The organism is Nonomuraea angiospora (genome assembly GCF_014873145.1).
GTDB lineage: Bacteria > Actinomycetota > Actinomycetes > Streptosporangiales > Streptosporangiaceae > Nonomuraea > Nonomuraea angiospora.
Genome location: NZ_JADBEK010000001.1, coordinates 10781902 through 10798707, shown reverse-complemented (window position 1 = coordinate 10798707; position 16806 = coordinate 10781902). Strand labels below are relative to the sequence as shown.

At 73.6% G+C, this 16806-nt stretch carries 9 protein-coding genes; 7 read left to right on the top strand and 2 right to left on the bottom strand.

The window, feature by feature from the left end; translation table 11 throughout:
* Window positions 1-159: 159 nt before the first annotated feature.
* The 3 genes from H4W80_RS49705 to H4W80_RS49695 are packed head-to-tail and all read left to right on the top strand — an operon-like array spanning window position 160 to window position 5734.
* Window positions 160-1866, top strand: coding sequence for a glycoside hydrolase family protein (locus H4W80_RS49705; RefSeq protein WP_192791454.1), 1707 nt, complete (start codon window positions 160-162; stop codon window positions 1864-1866).
* Entirely contained in the window at window positions 1860-4526 is a 2667-nt protein-coding gene (locus tag H4W80_RS49700) for a family 78 glycoside hydrolase catalytic domain (RefSeq protein ID WP_192791453.1), read from the top strand. The genes H4W80_RS49705 and H4W80_RS49700 overlap by 7 nt, the downstream gene beginning before the upstream one ends.
* A gap of 32 nt (window positions 4527-4558) precedes the next feature.
* Window positions 4559-5734 carry a GDSL-type esterase/lipase family protein gene (locus tag H4W80_RS49695; RefSeq protein ID WP_192791452.1) on the top strand — a complete coding sequence of 392 codons (1176 nt, stop codon included), beginning with the start codon at window positions 4559-4561 and terminating at the stop codon, window positions 5732-5734.
* Here H4W80_RS49695 and H4W80_RS64080 read toward each other — a convergent pair.
* Together H4W80_RS64080 and H4W80_RS49685 are read right to left on the bottom strand one after the other, a co-directional pair.
* Entirely contained in the window at window positions 5671-7308 is a 1638-nt protein-coding gene (locus H4W80_RS64080) for an acyltransferase (RefSeq protein ID WP_192791451.1), read from the bottom strand. The genes H4W80_RS49695 and H4W80_RS64080 overlap by 64 nt on opposite strands.
* A 15-nt stretch (window positions 7309-7323) precedes the next feature.
* On the bottom strand, window positions 7324-10257 hold the full coding sequence (locus tag H4W80_RS49685; protein ID WP_192791450.1) for a glycoside hydrolase family 2 TIM barrel-domain containing protein: 2934 nt from the start codon (window positions 10255-10257) through the stop codon (window positions 7324-7326).
* A gap of 135 nt (window positions 10258-10392) precedes the next feature.
* Here H4W80_RS49685 and H4W80_RS49680 point away from each other — a divergent pair, with 135 nt between their 5' ends.
* Genes H4W80_RS49680 through H4W80_RS49665 form a run of 4 tightly spaced genes read left to right on the top strand, consistent with a single transcriptional unit; the run spans window position 10393 to window position 16790 of the window.
* A complete protein-coding gene (locus tag H4W80_RS49680; protein ID WP_192791449.1) occupies window positions 10393-11889 on the top strand; it encodes an alpha-L-fucosidase in 1497 nt (498 codons plus the stop codon).
* Between the two features lie 12 nt (window positions 11890-11901).
* On the top strand, window positions 11902-14394 hold the full coding sequence (locus tag H4W80_RS49675) for a family 78 glycoside hydrolase catalytic domain (RefSeq protein WP_192791448.1): 2493 nt from the start codon (window positions 11902-11904) through the stop codon (window positions 14392-14394).
* Complete coding sequence (locus tag H4W80_RS49670; protein ID WP_192791447.1) at window positions 14370-15386, top strand: glycoside hydrolase family protein; 1017 nt, start codon at window positions 14370-14372, stop codon at window positions 15384-15386. Before H4W80_RS49675 ends, H4W80_RS49670 begins: the two co-directional genes overlap by 25 nt.
* 9 nt (window positions 15387-15395) lie before the next feature.
* A complete protein-coding gene (locus H4W80_RS49665; protein WP_192791446.1) occupies window positions 15396-16790 on the top strand; it encodes a glycoside hydrolase family 28 protein in 1395 nt (464 codons plus the stop codon).
* The last annotated feature ends 16 nt before the right edge of the window (window positions 16791-16806 follow it).

The following is a 16806-nucleotide window of genomic DNA, read 5'->3' as shown; positions in this document are numbered from 1 at the left end:
CCGAGCGCGCCCTGGGGCGGAGTGGCGCGCACCCTCGGCCACCCTCCCCCCAAAGGACCTCGGCCGAAGTACGGGGGTGCACCTTGACGGGGCGGGAGGGACGACGCACGCTTGTTGGGACGTCTATGCATGTTTGAATATTTATGCGAAGGGACGCCCATGCCCGAAATCCCCGACACGGTGCTGCTGGAAGAACGGGCCGAGCTGGCGATGAACGCGGTGGCCGGACTGCCCGACCAGGACCTGGACGGCATCCCGTACTTCAGCGCCGACCTCCTGGCCCGCCCCGCGGCGCTGCGGCACGGCGACTGGGACTACGGCTCCAGCCACGGACGGCTCCTGGACGCCTGCGTGCTCGCCCGCCACATGACCGGCAAGGACACCTGGCGGGAGGTGGAGGAGGGGTTCAGGCGGCGGCTGATCGGCTTCTTCGGCGACGACGGGCTGAGCTACCGCCTGGCGCGCCCCGAGGTGGGCTGGCCCCCGAACGCCAACCTCATCGACCAGCGGGCGGTCCTCCTCTCGCTCACCACCTGGTACGTCTCCGACGGCGACCCCGAGGCCAGGAGGCTGGCCGACCGGCACGTGGCCGCGCTCAAGCGGATCGCGATCAAGGAGCGGGACGTGTGGTTCTACCCCGCCTCCGAGTACACCCCCGGCGGCTGGCCGTCGCCGAACGCGATCGCGCTCCACCTCGCCCCCGACCCGGCCTCGTTCAGCGGCCGGCTCATCATGCCGCTGCTGCGCTACCACCAGGCGACGGGCAACGAGGACGCGCTGGAGCTGTGCGGATGGTTCGCCCGGCTGATCGTGCGCAAGAGCGGGGTCTTCAACGAGGACGGCTCCTTCAACTCCGCCCGCGCGTACCGCAGCGCCCACTTCCACACCCGCCTCGGCACGCTCGAAGGGCTCGCCCGCTACGCCCGCCACGTCGGCGACCACGAGCTGACCGCGTACGTCCGCCGCGCCTACGACTGGGCCCTCGGGCAGGCCACCGCGTTCGGCTGGACGCCCGGCGACCTGGCCGACCAGCGCTACGAGCACGAGAGCTGCTCCCTGGTGGACCTGATCGGCACCGGGACCACGCTGGCCGGATCGGGGCACACCGCGTACTGGGGCGTGGTGGAGCGGTTCCTGCGCAACCACCTCGTGGAGTCGCAGCTCCTGGACCTGAGCTGGGTGGAGTCCGCGCCCGACGCGTCGGGGGACGAGCCGGGCTGGGTCACCCACGTGCGGGTGGGCGAGCGGGTACGCGGCGCGTTCGCCGGGTACGGCGCGCCCAACGACTTCGTCTGCGACGTGGAGCTGGGCCGCGGGCACACGGCCGACGTGCAGGCGTGCTGCGTCGGCTCGGGGCTGCGCGGCCTGTTCTGGGGCTGGAACTCGATCGTCACCGCCGACCCCCGCGCCGTCCGGGTCAACCTGCTCCTCACCCGGGCCACCCGGCAGGTCACCGTGCTCAGCCACCTCCCCCACGAGGGCCGCGTCGACCTGGACGTCCACGAGGACCTGCCCGAGCTGCGGATGCGGGTGCCCGACTGGGCCGGGTACGCCAAGGTGCGCGTCGTCCGCGAGAGCGGGGACTTCGACGGGACCCTGGCCGGGGCGTGGGCGCCGGACGGCTACCTGTCGATCCCCGCGCCACGGCGAGGGGAGCGCGTCACGGTCACGTTCCCCGTGCCCGAGACGGCGAGCACCGAGGTGGCGGCGGGGCGGGAGTACCGCGTGCGCTGGCGCGGGGACGACGTGATCGGCATCAGCCCGGAGGGGACGGCCCGGCCGATGTACAGCGGACGCAAGATCCATCCGACCGCGCCCCGGCGCGACTACGCGCTGGCCCGGCCGGCGAGGGAGTGGGCATGGTGAACCCGTCTCTCCCCGAGGTGCCCGCCGGCGACGCGCTGCGGCCGTACGACCTGCGCTGCGAGCACCGCGGCACCCCGCTCGGCATCGGCACGCCGGTGCCCCGGCTGAGCTGGCGGCTGGCCTCGGACCGGCGCGGCGACGCGCAGGACGCCTACCGGATCCGGGTCCACTCGCGCGGCGCCCTGGTCTGGGACAGCGGCTGGGTCGAGGGCCAGGACGTCAGCGCCGACTACGGGGGCGCGCCGCTGGCGTCGTTCACCCGTTACACCTGGAGGGTCGAGACGCGGCCCGGCGGGGCGGCGGAGTCGTGGTTCGAGACCGGGGTGATGCACCAGGACGAGTGGGTGGCGGCGTGGATCGGCCACGATCCCGAGACCGAGCCGCCGTTCGAGCCGCCCACCGACGAGGGCGAGCCGCGTTCGGCCCGGACCGCGGGCCTGCCCGCGCCCCGCTACTTCCGGCGCGTGCTCGACCTGCCCCCGGTGACCGCCGTGCGGATCGCGTGCACCGCCCGGGGGCTGTACGAGCTGCGCGTCAACGGCCACCGGGTCGGCGACGGCGAGCTGACGCCGGGCTGGACCGACTACCGGCAGCGGGTGCCGTACCAGGTCTACGACGTCACTGACCTGGCCGGCGACGGCCCCCTCTGCGTGGCGGCGATCCTGGCGGACGGCTGGTGGTCCGGCAGCCTCGGCTGGGACATGCGGCAGCAGGCGCAGCGGTACGGCCGGCGCCCGCAACTGCTGGTCCAGCTCGTCGCCGAGCACGAGAACGGCTCTCGTACGGTCGTCGGCACCGACGGGCGCTGGCGGGAGAGCACCGGGCCGCTGCGCCACGCCGACCTGCTCATGGGCGAGTGGTACGACGCGCGCCTCGAACAGCCCGGCTGGGACCTGCCCGGTTTCGACGACAGCTCCTGGGCCCCCGCCGGAGTCGTGGACACCGCGCACGACGTCCTCGTCCCGTCCGCCGCCGAACCCGTCCGCGTCACCCAGGACCTCGTGCCGGTGGACGTCCGGCCGGGCGACGGCCGTACCATCGTCGACCTGGGCCAGAACATCGCCGGCCGGGTCCGCCTGGTGGTCCGCGGCGCCCCGGCGGGCGCCCGGATCACGCTGCGCCACGGCGAGGCGCTGGACGACGACGGCGGCCTCTACACCGCCAACCTGCGCTCGGCCGAGGCCACCGACCACTATGTGGCGGCCGGGGCGCCGGTGGAGACGTTCGAGCCGCGCTTCACCGTGCACGGCTTCCGCTACGTCGAGGTCAGCGGGCACACGGACGTCGAGGTCGTGGGGCGGGTGATGCACTCCGACACGCCGGTCGCGGGCGAGTTCTCGTGCTCGGACGACATGGTGCGGCGGCTGATGAGCAACATCCGGTGGAGCCAGCGCGGCAACTTCGTCTCCGTGCCGACCGACTGCCCGCAGCGCGACGAACGCCTCGGCTGGACCGCCGACGCGCAGGTCTTCCTGCCGACCGCCTGCTACAACGCCGACGTGGCCGCGTTCTTCACCGACTGGCTGGCGGATCTGCGGTGCGCGCAGACCGCCGAGGGCGCGGTGCCGGACGTGGTCCCGCACGTCATGACCGAGCGGCACGGCACGCCCGGCTGGGGCGACGCCGCCACCGTCGTCCCGTGGCACCTGTACCGGGTGTACGGGGACGAGCGGGTGCTGCGCGACAGCCTGCCCAGCATGCGGCGCTGGGTGGACCACGTCGAACGCCACAACCCCGACCTGATCTGGCGCAACCGGACCGGCAGCCACTACGGCGACTGGTTGCAGGCGGGCGTGCGGACCTCGCGCGAGGTGATGGCCACCGCGTACTTCGCGCTGAGCGCGGAGCTGACCTCGAAGGCCGCCGCCGTGGTGGGCGACGTGGCCGCTTCCGCCCACTACGCCGGGCTGCGTTCGAGGATCGGGGACGCCTTCGTCCGGGCGTTCGTCTCGGCGGACGGCCGCGTCACGGGCGACACGCAGACGGGCTACCTGCTGGCCCTCGCGCACGGCCTCATCCCCGAGCCCCTCGTCCCCGCGGCCGTCGGGCACCTGGTCGCCGACCTGGAAGATCGTGGGCGACGCCTGACCACCGGCTTCGCCGGGGTGGGGCTGCTCGGCCCCGTCCTGTCCGCGCACGGCCACCACGACCTGGCCTACTCCCTGCTGCACGACGACCGCTACCCGTCGTGGGGCTACTCGATCAAGCGGGGCGCGACCACGATCTGGGAGCGGTGGGACGGGTGGACGGAGGAGGGCGGTTTCGGGCCCGTCGCCATGAACTCCTTCAACCACTACGCGCTGGGCTCCGTCGGGGCGTGGCTGTACGGCGGGGTCGCGGGGATCGGGCAGGAGGAGGGGTCCGTCGGGTTCCGCCGCCCGCTCATCCGGCCGCTGCCCGGCGGGCGGCTCCGGTGGGCCGCGGCCTCGTACGACACGCCGCTGGGGCGGCTGGGCAGCCAGTGGGAGGTGGAGGGGGACACGCTCCGGCTGGAGGTCCGCATCCCGCCGGGGGCCGAGGCCACGGTGCACGTGCCGACCACCGATCCGGCGTCGGTCCGCGAGTCCGGCACGCCTGTGACCGGTGAGGCCGTCGGCGGGGCACTGGCGTGCCGGGTCGCGTCCGGCCGCTACGAGTTCACCGCGGCGTGGGCGCGATGACGGAAGGCCCGCCCGATGATCAGGTGAGAGCGATGACGGGAGGCCGTCCGGTGACCACGTGGGCGGCCGCCGCCGAGCGGGCGGGGGCCGGGCTGCGCGATCTCACCGTGCGGAACCTGGTGCGGACCGGCGCGGGCGGGACCGGCCTGCGGGTACGGCTGACCAACGCGCTCGGGGACCGGCCGGTGACGTTCGGGCGCGTCTACGTGGGCGTCCCGACCTCCGGGCCGGCGCTGGTGCCGGGATCGAACTGGACGGTGACGTTCGGCGGGCGGCCGGAGGTGACGCTGGCCCCGGGCGCGACCGCGCTCGGGGACCCGCTGCCCGGCCGGGTGGCGCCCCGGCAGCGTCTGGCCGTCAGCCTGCACCTCCGGGGCGACGGCGGCGTCCTGACCGGCCGCAACCGGGCCACGGCCCCGCCGGACGACGCGGCCTACCGGTCGCTCCCCGGCGACCACGCCGCCGACGATGGCGGGGCCGCGTACGTCGAGGGCGTGGCGGTCTGGCACTGGCTGGACGCGTTGATCGTCATCGCGCCCGAGCCGGTGTCGGCGGTGGCGGTGCTCGGCGACTCGATCACCACCGGGGTCGGCTCCGAGACGGGTCACGGCTGGCCGGACCTCTTCGCCGACCGGGCCCTGCTGGAGTCGTGGCCGCTCGCCGTGGTGAACGAGGGCGTGTCCGGCGGCCGGGTGCTGGCCGCCGGGACGGGACGCCACGCCGAGGAGCGGCTGGCGGCCGAGGTGCTGGCCAAACCGGGCATCGGCGCCGTGATCCTGCTGGCGGGCGTCAACGACCTCGGGGCGGGCGCGCGGGCGGAGCCGCTCGTCGCCGCCTACCGGCGCATGGTCGAGCGGGCGCACGCCGCCGGGGTGCGCGTGATCGGCGGCACGCTCCCGCCCTTCGCGGGCGCGGAGTACCACACGCCCGCTGGAGAGCGGGCTCGGGAGGCGGTGAACGCGTTCGTACGGGACGGCGGCGTGTTCGACGGGCTGGCCGACTTCGACGCGGCGCTGCGCGACCCCGCCGACCCCCGTCGCCTGCTGCCCCGCTACGACTGCGGCGACCACCTGCACCCGAGCGCGGCGGGCCACCGGGCGATGGCCGCCGCGCTCGAACCGCGCGTGCTGCTCGACGCGGCCGGTCAGCGGCCGGGCCAGGGCAGGCGGGCCGCCGGTTCCGGGCGGTGGATGCCCCGGGGGCGGTAGCCGAGCGCGTCGGAGATCCCGAGGTAGTCGGCGAGCAGCCAGATGATGGCCAGCCACATCTCCGTGCCCTGCAGCCCCGGCGTCCGGGGCGCGCCGCTCCCCCGGGTCAGGGCGAAGCTGAAGCCCGCACCGTCGTGCCAGCCGCCGACCGCGCGGACGAGGTGCTCCCTCGCCCACGCCATGCCCTCCTCGCGGCGGTGCCGGGTCTGCCTGCCCAGCAGCCACAGCGGGTGGATGACGTCGAGCACGTTGCAGGCGTTGCCGGTGTCCGGGCCGAAGTAGCGCGGGTCGCGGGCCTGGGCGAGCACGGTGTCGACGGCCCGCTCCGGGTACGGCACCGGCACCCCGAACTGCGCGAACGTCCCCCGCGTGAGCCGGTAGAACCCGTTGACCACCTGCAGCCAGCCCGCGTCCGGGTCCGGCTCGCCCCACATCCCGTGGGCCTGGCCGCAGCGGGTGAGCAGCCACCCGAACAGGGTCTCGCTCTCGCCGCGCACGCCGAAGTCGGCGAGGTTGCGGTGCAGGCCGGTGCCGAACGCGTCCACCCACGAGCCCGCCGTCCAGGCGTTGCGCTCCCAGTCGAGGGCGTCGAGCGAGGCGATCAACTGCTGCGAGTTGACGTTCGCGACGGCGTGGACCGGGTGCCGGAACCGGGTGCCGAGCAGGTCGAGGGCGTAGCCGACGCAGAGCACGTGATAGGCGGTGGCCCCGTCCAGCTCCAGTGACCCGGAGGCGCCGAGCTCCGGCACCAGGCCCGTGGCCGGGTCCTGGCGGTCCCGCAGGAACGCGACGATCTCCTCCCGCGCCGGGGTCGGGGGCGGGCCGTCCAGGAGGAGGTCGGCGATCTCCACCGCGTCGCACCAGGCGCGTACGGTCGGCGGGGCGTCCGGGCGGTCCACGTACCGCTCCCCCGTCCAGCAGCGCCCCAGCACGTCCGCCGCCTGCTCCCTGGCACGGGCGGCGAACCCGGCGAGCAGCCCTTCCAGGTCGTCCCCCGAGCCGGTGGCCGAGGGCCGGTCGGCCACTGGGCTCCGGCGGTCGCGGATGCGGCGGGCCGGGTTGCCCGCGACCATGGCCCAGGCGGGCACGTCCTTGGTGACGACCGCGCCCGCGCCGACGACGGCGTGGTCGCCGATGGTCACCCCGTCGAGCACGACCACGTTCGAGCCGATCCACACGTCGTCGCCGATCCGGATGCCCTTCGACGTGGTCGCCTGGCGGAAGACCGGGCGGTCGGGCGCGGTGCCGTGGTTGAAGCCGAGCAGCGACGTGTGCGCGCCGATCCGCACGGCGTCGCCGAGCACGATGTTCCCGCGCACCACGGCGTACGGGTTGACCGTGCAGTCGTCGCCCATGACGACGTCGTCGGTGACGTACGCGTGGGCGGCGATGTAGCAGTGGTCGCCCATGCGCAGGCGGTCGGCGTACACGGCCGCCAGCGGCGAGACGAACACCTTGCCCGCCTTGAGGTCGAACGCGGCCCGCAACTCCTCCAGGTGGCTCTCCTGGGCGCGGCGGTCCTCCTCGGTCGCGTGGTCCCAGAACAGCCACGGGCAGAAGTCGAACTTCGTCATGCGAACAACATCCTCTCAGGAGGTCAACGTCATCGACCAGGAGTGGCGGCGGACCGGCAGCCGGTACCGCTCGGGCAGGGCGGGGCCGCAGGAGGCGCTGCCGAGGCCCTGCTGCCCGTGGTCCAGGTTCAGCCAGACGCGCCCGGAGTCGCGCAGGTCGTGCGGCCTGCCGGCGGCCTGCAGCGCCTCGCTGGTCCAGCGGCGGGCGGTGAAGTCCAGGTGCGGCTCGCCGTCCACGCGCAGGGTCGGCAGCCCCGGGCCGGACAGCTCCAGCCAGCGGGTCTCGACGTGGTTGCCGTTCTCCTGCGGCACCACGTACGGGGTCTGGAGGGCGTCGATCGCCAGCGCGAACCGGCCCACCCGCGCGGCCTCCCGGCTGTCCGCGTACGACTCTCCCGGCCCCCGCCCGAACCACGTGACGTCGGTGTAGCCGCCGGGCAGAGCGAACCTGGCGCCCATGCGCGGCGGGCTCACGTCGAGGTGGCCGTACGCGGTGTCGTGCCAGTCGCCGACGGGCTCGGCCTCGATCCGCAGGTGCAGCGCGTCGTCGCGCCACTGCCAGGTGTACGTGGTGCGGAACCCGAGGGTCCGGGTGGCCGGGCCGCTCCGGCCGCGGACGACGAGCGTGCGGTCGTCCGGCCTTTCGATGGCGCCGGTCCGGTGCAGGAAGCGGTCGAGCCCCACGGCCTCCCAGTCGGCGGCGAGCGCGTTCCTGGGGCCCTGGCCGCGGTCGTTCTCGGTCGGGGCCCGCCACACGTCCAGCACCGGCCCGTCCAGCTCGACCTCCTGGAGCCGGATCAGCCGCCCGCTCCTGGGCTCGAACACCGCCCCGCCCAACCGCAGCCCATCGCCGCTCACCGCACCGCCCACGAGGCGGGGCGGATTCGGCGGGCGGCGGTGCGGGGCGGTGCCGAGGCGGGACTGGGTGAAGGCGACCACGTGCCCCGCCGGCGCCCAGCGGGTCGCGGTGGCGAGCGCGGCTTCGACCGTGATCCACGTCTCGCCCTCCCCTGCGACCGCGACCTCCGGCAACGGCACCCGCACCATCTCCCGTGGCCCGCACTCCGGGACCCGCAGCACCTCACCCTCCGACGCGGGGACGCCGTCCACCTCCACCCACCACCGGAACTCCAGGTGCCCGAGGTCGATCAGGTCGTGCTTGTTGGCGACCACCACCTCCCCCGCCGCCACGTCCACCGCGATCCCGACCGGCTCGATCGCCTTGCGCAGCTCCGCCAGCCCCGGGGACGGCGTGCGGTCCGGGAACAGCAGCCCGTCCAGGCAGTACCGCCCCCCGTTCGGCTGGTATTCGATGTCCCCGCCGTGCCGGAAGTACGGGCGGCCCTGCGCGTCGTGCCCGGTCAGCCCGTGGTCGATCCACTCCCACACGAACCCGCCGCAGAACCGCTCGTACGACTCCAGGACCGCCTGGTAGTCGGCCAGCGAGCCGGGCCCGTTCCCCATGGCGTGGGCGTACTCGCACAGCAGGAACGGCAGCCCGCGACGGCGCACGTCGTCGGCCGACCCCGGCGCCACCCCGTCCGGCGGGTCCTCCTCGCGCCGCCCGATGCGCTCCAGGTCGTCCAGCGACGGGTACATGAGGCTGTGGAAGTCGGAGTGCCGGTAGCTCGGGTCGCGCTCGTAGTGCAGCGGCCGGCCGGGGTCGCGGGCCCGGATCCACCGCTCGATGTCGCCGAACGCCGGCCCGCTCCCGCTCTCGTTGCCGAGCGACCAGATGACGACGCTGGGGTGGTTCTTGTCGCGTTCGACCATGCGCCGGGCCCGGTCGAGCAGGGCGTCGCGCCACATCGGCTCGGCCGGCGGGTTGCCCTCCCAGCCGGCGTAGATGAACCCGTGGGTCTCGATGTCGCACTCGTCCACCACCCACAGCCCGTACTCGTCGCACAGCCGCAGGAACTCCGGGTGTGGCGGGTAGTGGGCGGTGCGCACGGCGTTGACGTTGTGGCGCTTCATCAGCACGATGTCGCGGATCATGGTGTCTCGGTCGAGGGCGCGGCCGCGTTCCGGGTGGTGTTCGTGCCGGTTGACGCCGCGGAAGAGGACCGGCGCCCCGTTGACGAGCAGCCGCCCGCCGGCGATTTCGACGGTCCTGAACCCGATCGGGAGGTCGATCGTCTCCCCGGCCGCGGTAAGGGTGCCGCGGTAGAGGCGCGGGCGCTCCGCGCTCCACGGCTCGACGGCGGGGACGGTGACCTCCTCCCCGGTGGCGACCGTGAGGCCCAGCTCGGGGAGCTCGACCAGGCCGGGGGCGTCGGCGGTGACGAGGAGGGTGCCGGAGCCGTCGGAGGCGTCGTAGAAGGCGCGGACGGTGAAGTCGTCGATGCCGCCGGAGGGGCGGGCCAGCAGCTCCACGTCGCGGAAGATGCCCGGCAGCCACCACATGTCCTGGTCCTCGAGGTAGCTGCCCGACGACCAGCGGTGCACGCGTACGGCGAGCAGGTTGCCGCGCGGCCGGACGAGCCCGGTGACCTCGAACTCGAACGGCAGCCTGCTCCCCTTCGAGTGGCCGAGCAGCGAGCCGTTCAGCCACACCGTGCCGCAGGAGTCCACCCCCTGGAAGCGCAGCACGGCCCTGTCGCCGGGCCAGTCGCCGGGCCAGTCTTCGGGCAGGTCGAAGCGGAGGCGGTAGTCGCCCGTGGGGTTGGCGTCGGGCAGGTGCGGCGGGTCGATGGGGAACGGGTAGGCGGTGTTGGTGTAGAGCGGGCGGTCGTGCCCCTCCAGCACCCAGTGCGACGGCACCCGGATCGTCTCCCAGCCGCTGTCGTCGAGCGCCGGGTCGGGCAGCGAGGGGCCCGTGCCCTCGGCCGTGCCGGAGAGCCGGAAGCGCCACCCGCCGTTGAGCGACAGGCGCGGCGCGTCGGAGAGGAAGTCCGCGCGTGCCGCCCGCCGCCCGGAGCCCGGCCCGGGGTCCTCGTGGAAATCAACCATCCGCACGTCCCTCCGAGACAAAACGTTTTAACCCTAGACGCCAGGTTCTCAGAAGACCAGCCGCAGTATGCATTGACATCAGCGATTGAATAAATATATCATCCGTAAATCGTTTCAATAAGATAGGTGTGCCCATTGAGAGGGTTTCTGCCGGATTGGGATTCGTTACGCGGTCACCGCATCCCCGAGTGGTTCGGGGAGGCCAAGTTCGGCATCTGGTCACACTGGGGCCCGCAGTCCGTGGCGAGCTCGGGCGACTGGTACGCCCGCCACCTCTACGGCATGCAACCCGCCTCCGAGCCCTGGGAACGCCGCCGCGCCGACCGCCAGCACGCCCACCACCGCGCCCACTTCGGCGCGGGCGGCGCGAAGGACCTCTTCCCCCGCTGGCGCGCCGAGCGCTTCGACCCCGGCGAGCTGATCGACCTGTACGTCTCCAGCGGCGCCCGCTACTTCGTCGCCCTGGCCGCCCACTGCGACAACTTCGACCTGTGGGACTCCGGGCAGCACGCCTGGAACGCCACCCGCGTCGGACCGCGCCGCGACATCGTCGGCGCCTGGGAGCGGGCGGCCCGCGCGGCCGGGCTGCCGTTCGGGCTCAGCTTCCACAACAACTGGACCTGGCGCTGGCTCGACGTCGCGCACGGCGCCGACCCGGCCACCGGCGAGCCGCACGACGGCGGGCTGACCAGGGGCGACGGCGCCGGCACCTGGTGGGAGGGCCTGGACCCGGCCGAGCTCTACCCGGCCAGGCACGCCCCGGGCGCCAAGCCCCCGCCCCACGTGGCGGACCGCTTCTACGCCCGCGTGCGCGAGGCGATCGACCGCTACCGCCCCGACCTGGTCTATCTCGACGACGGCCGCCTGCCGTTCGACGCGGGCAGCGTGGTCGAGTCGGACCCGGTCAGCACGCGCGGTCTCGACCTGCTCGCCCACTACTACAACACCTGCCCGACCGGCGGCCTGGTGACCGTCAAGGACGTCCCCGACGCCGACCGCACCGCCGTCGTCCTCGACTGCGAACGCCGCCAGCTCGACGCGGCGCAGCCCCACCCCTGGCAGTTCGACACCAGCGACGGCGAGTGGTTCGACTGCTCGGACGACGACCCGATGTTCCACCCGCGCAAGACGTCGCAGCAGGTCGTGCACACGCTGATCGACGTGGTCAGCAAGAACGGCACCCTGCTGCTCAACGTCCCGCAGCGCGCCGACGGCACCGTGGACGCGCGCGCCCGCGCCCTGCTGGGCGAGGTGGGCGAGTGGCTGCGGATCTGCGGCGAGGGCGTGTACGGCACGACGCCGTGGAAGCGCGCCGCCGAGGGCGCCACGGGCCTGGGCGAGACGAAGGGCTACGAGGGCTACAACGAGGCCGAGCGCGCCTACCGGCCGGGCGACATCCGCTTCACCCGGCGCGGCGACACGGTGTACGCCACGCTCCTCGCCTGGCCGCAGGACGGCACCGCCACCATCGCGAGCCTGGGCACGGGCGAAGGGCTCCTCGAAAGCCGCCCCGCCCGGGTCGAGCTCCTGGGCCACGGCCCCGTCGCCTGGCGGCTGGCCGAGGAGGCCCTCTACGCCGACCTGCCCCCGACGCCACCCACGAAAGCCGCGTACATGCTCAAGATCACCTAGGGAGTCCAAGCCATGGTGACGAACCTGCGAACGTGCGACCTGACCGACCCCCTCGGCATCGAGATCACCCGCCCGACACTCAGCTGGCAGCTGACCGGCACCTCGGCGCAGACCGGCTACCACGTACAGGTCGAGCCCGGATTGTGGGACACCGGCGAGGTCGAGTCGGCCGACCAGCGCGTGGTGTACGACGGGCGGCCCCTGACCTCCCGCACGGCGGCGAGCTGGCGGGTGCGCGTCCGCGACGCCGGCGGCCGGTGGTCCGGCTGGAGCCCGCCCGCCCGCTTCGAGCTGGGCCTGCTGAGCCCGGACGACTGGACGGCCTCGTGGATCACCCACCCCGACTGGCACGACGAGGGCAACCCGCGCGCGGGCGAGGGCAGGCCGCTGCCGCTGCTGAAGGGCGAGTTCGTCCTGGCCCAGCCGGTCACCCGCGCCCGGCTGCACGTCGCGGGCCTCGGCGTCTACGTCGCCACCGTGAACGGCGCGCCGGTGACCGACGCCGTGCTGGAGCCGCCGTACACGGACTTCGCCAGGCGCGTCGTGTACGCCACCCACGACGTGACCGGGCTGCTGCGCGAGGGCCGCAACGCGCTCGGCGTCGAGCTGGGCCCGGGGATCGCGCACGTCTTCCCGCACCAGGACCGGTACATGAAGTTCTTCGGCTCCAAGGCCGCCCCTCGGGCCATCGCGCAGCTCGAACTGGAATACGCCGACGGCTCGTTCGGCCGGTTCGTCACGGGCCCCGACTGGCGGGCCGCCGAGGGCCCGACCGTGCGCTCCCACTGGTACGGCGGCGAGGACCACGACGCCCGCCGCACCGCCTCCGGCTGGCTCCCCGCCACCGTCGTCCCCGGCACGAAGGACGTGCTCAGGTCGCGCGCCTGCCCGCCCATCAGGGTCACCGAACGGCTGCCCGCCACCGCCCGGCTCGCCGCCGCCGACGGCACGCCGGTCTTCGACGTCGGCACGGTCGTCGCGGGCTGGGCCGAGCTGAGCCTGGACCTCCCGGCCGGCCGCCACCTGCGGCTCGTGCCCGGCGACCAGCTCGACGACTACGGCCGCGTCATCCAGTCGAAGCCCACCACCGGCGCGCCGATCTTCAACACGTACGTCACCAAGGACGGCCCGCAGACCTGGCACCCGAGTTTCCGCTACGACGGCTTCCGCTACGTCGAGGTCCAGGGCCTGCCAGAACACGTCGGCCCGGAGGCCGTGACCGCGCTCGTGCTGCGCGCCGACAACACCCCCACCGGCGCGTTCGAGACCTCCGACGCCCTGGTCAACGACATCCACACGATCATCGACCGCGCGGTGCGGGGCAACATGTACAGCGTCCTCACCGACTGCCCGCACCGGGAGAAGCTGGGCTGGCTGGAGCAGACCCACCTGCTGTTCGACGTCGTCGCCTACAACTACGACGTGGCCGCCTACTACCGCGAGCTGCTGGTCACGATCGCCGAGGCGCAGACCGGGGACGGGCTGGTGCCGGACATCGCGCCGGAGTTCCTGGTGTTCGACGCCCCGTTCAGGGACGACCCCAACTGGGGCGGCGCGATCGTCCGCATCCCGTGGCAGCTCTACCGCTGGTACGGCGACCCGTCGGCGATGCGGACGCACTACGACGCGATGCGCCGCTACGTGGACTACCTCACGTCCAAGGCCGAGGACGGCATCCTCGGCCACGGGCTGGGCGACTGGATCGGCCTGGACGACTCGACGCCCGTCCCGCTGGTCTCGACCTGGGGCTTCTGGCGGGCCGCCGGCACCATGGCGCGTGCCGCCGGGGTGCTGGGCCGCGACGACGACGCCAGGCGCTACCGGGCCCTGACCGAGCAGATCACCGCCGCGTTCTCCCGTGCCTTCGCGGGCTCCCGCAGCCAGGCGTCGGAGATCCTGGCGCTCGACATGGGCGTCGTCACCGACGAGCGGGTGCTGGACCGGATCTCGGAGGCGGTGGCGGGCGGCGGCATCACGGTCGGCGAGATCGCGCTGCCCGCCCTGTTCAGGGTGCTCGGCCGGGCGGGACGGCACGACGCCCTGTGGGCGTTCGCCACCTCGACGAGCCACCCCAGCTACGGCTACCAGGTACGGCACGGCGCCACCGCGCTCACCGAGGCGTGGGACGGGCCCACGAGGGGCCTGTCGCAGAACCACTACATGCTGGGCGCCGTCGACGCCTGGTTCTACCGCGGCCTCGGCGGCATCGGCCAGGCCCCCGGCTCGAACGGCTTCCGCAGGTTGCTGATCGAGCCCGCCGCCCCCGGCGACCTGGAGTCGGTGCGGGCCAGCACCGTGACCCCGTACGGCGGGGTCGAGGTGTCCTGGACCCGCGCGGACGGGGAGTTCACGCTCGACGTGACGGTCCCGCCGGGCTCGTCGGCCGAGGTGCGGCTGCCCGACCTCGGGCTCGCCCGGCACGCCGTGCCGGACGCGGCGGCCAAACTCGGGGCCCACGCCTATGAGGTGCCGGCCGGGCGGTGGATGTTCGGGGCTGGGCGGTGATCGGCACGTACGACGCCGCCCGCGTCAGGACGCCGCACAAGGCCGGCAGGCTGCTGGTCGAGGGGTCGCGGGAGCCGGGCAGGTTCGACAGCCTGTTCGTGGACTGCCCGTTCGTGTGCTCCGACGGCGGCGAATACCTGATGACGTACGTCGGCTTCGACGGGACCGGCTACCAGACCGCGCTGAGCCGCTCGGCGGACCTCGTGTCGTGGACGCCGGGCGAGGTGATCCTGCCGCGCGACCCCGCGCACCCGTACCGGGGGTACAACGCGGCGCTCACGTCCATCGTGCGCGACAACCGCCTCGACTCCCCCGGCCAGGTGACCTGGCTGGACGGCCGGGCGGTCGGCACGTACCACGCCTATCCCGAGGCGGGCATGGAGATGGGCGCGGCGGTCATCGGGTTCGTGGCCAGCGAGGACCTGCGTACCTGGGTGGACGTCGGGTCGGTGCTGCGCCCGCAGGACGGCGGCGCGTGGGAGCGCGGCGGCCTGTACAAGTCGTGGCTGCTGCGCCACGACGGCCTCTACTACTGCTTCTACAACGCCAAGAACCGCACCTACGACGGCTGGCGCGAGCAGATCGGCTACGCCGTCTCCCCCGATCTCGAACGCTGGGAGCGCCCCGAGCCCGGACCGGTCGTCCCGCACGGTGGTCCCGGCGAGTTCGACGAGCGTTTCGCCTCCGACCCGTGCGTGCTGCGCGACGGCGACTGGTGGGTGATGTTCTACTTCGGGCTCTCGTTCGACGGGCACGCGAGGGAGAGCTTCGCGGTCTCCCGCGACCTGCGCACCTGGCGCAAGAGCGGCGAGATCCTCATCGACGTGGGCCCGCCGGGCTCGGCCGACGACACGTACGCGCACAAGCCCGCGCTCGTCACCCACGGCGGGCGGCCCCACCACTTCTACACGGCGGTACGGCGGGTGGAGCCGTACCGGGTCGGCGAGCACACGCTGGTCGAGCGGCGCGGCATCTCCCTGGCGCACGGATAGGAGCACACCATGAAGTCCCGCAGGAGCTTCCTGGCCGCGGCGGCCGGCGCGGTGCTGGCCCCCCAACTGATCACCGAGCGAGCGGAGGCGGCCCCCGACCTGGACGGCTGGGCCAGGGTGCCGCGGATCCGGCGGCGGATCAGGCCACCCCGCTTCCCCCGCCGCACCTTCCCCGTCACGCGCCACGGGGCGGTCGGCGACGGGACCGCGATGTGCACCGACGCCTTCCGGCAGGCGATCGCGGCCTGCGCGGCGGCCGGCGGCGGGCGCGTGCTGGTGCCCGCGGGGACGTACCTCACCGGCGCGATCCACCTGGCCGACAACGTCGAGCTGCACCTGGAGGCGGGCGCCACGATCCGGTTCAGCCGGAACCCGGCCGACTACCTGCCGGTCGTCCACACCCGCTACGAGGGCGTCGAGCTGATGAACTACTCCCCGTTCGTCTACGCCTACGAGCGGGAGAACGTCGCGATCACCGGCAGCGGCACGATCGACGGCCAGGCCGACGCCACGCACTGGTGGGACTGGTCGGGCGACCCGCCGCCGTCCGAGCGGCCCGACAAGAACCTGCTGGCCGCCATGGCCGAGCAGGGCGTGCCGGTGGCCGAGCGGGTGTTCGGCGAGGGCCACTACCTGCGCCCCAACCTCATCCAGCTCTACCGCTGCCGCAACGTCCTGATCGAGGGCGTGACGGTCAAGGACTCCCCCATGTGGAACATCCACCCGGTCCTGTGCGCCAACGTGACGATCCGCGAGGTCACCGTGGACAGCCCGAACGGCCCCAACAACGACGGCTGCGACCCCGAGTCGTGCGTGGACGTGCTCATCGAGCGGTGCGAGTTCAACACGGGCGACGACTGCGTGGCGATCAAGGCGGGCAAGAACGCCGACGGCCGCCGGGTGAACGCGCCCTCCGCGAACGTGCTCGTGGACTCCTGCGTGATGCGCGACGGCAACGGCGGCGTGACGATCGGCAGCGAGACCACCGGCGGCGTGCGCTGGGTCTACGCCTGGAACTGCACGATGAGCAGCCCCCGCCTGGAGCGCGCGATCCGGATCAAGACCAACCCCGACCGCGGCGGCTACGTCAGGGACGTCTACTTCAGAGACATCACGGTGGGCCAGGCCGCCGATGCGGTGATCGAGGTGGCCCTGAACTACGAGAACAAGGACACCGGCCCGTACTTCCCCGACGTGGGCGCCATCGACGTGCGCCGCCTGCGGGCGGGGCGGGCGCCCAGGGCGTTCAACCTGATCGGCAACCCGGGCAACCCGATCAAGGGCGTGCGGGTGACCGACAGCGTGTTCGAGGAGATGGCCGAGGACGACGTCGTACGCGAGGTGACGGGGCTCGTGCTGCGCGAGGTGTGGATCAACGGCCGCCGCGTGGACTCCGGAGGATGAGACGGTTGCGCCCGCG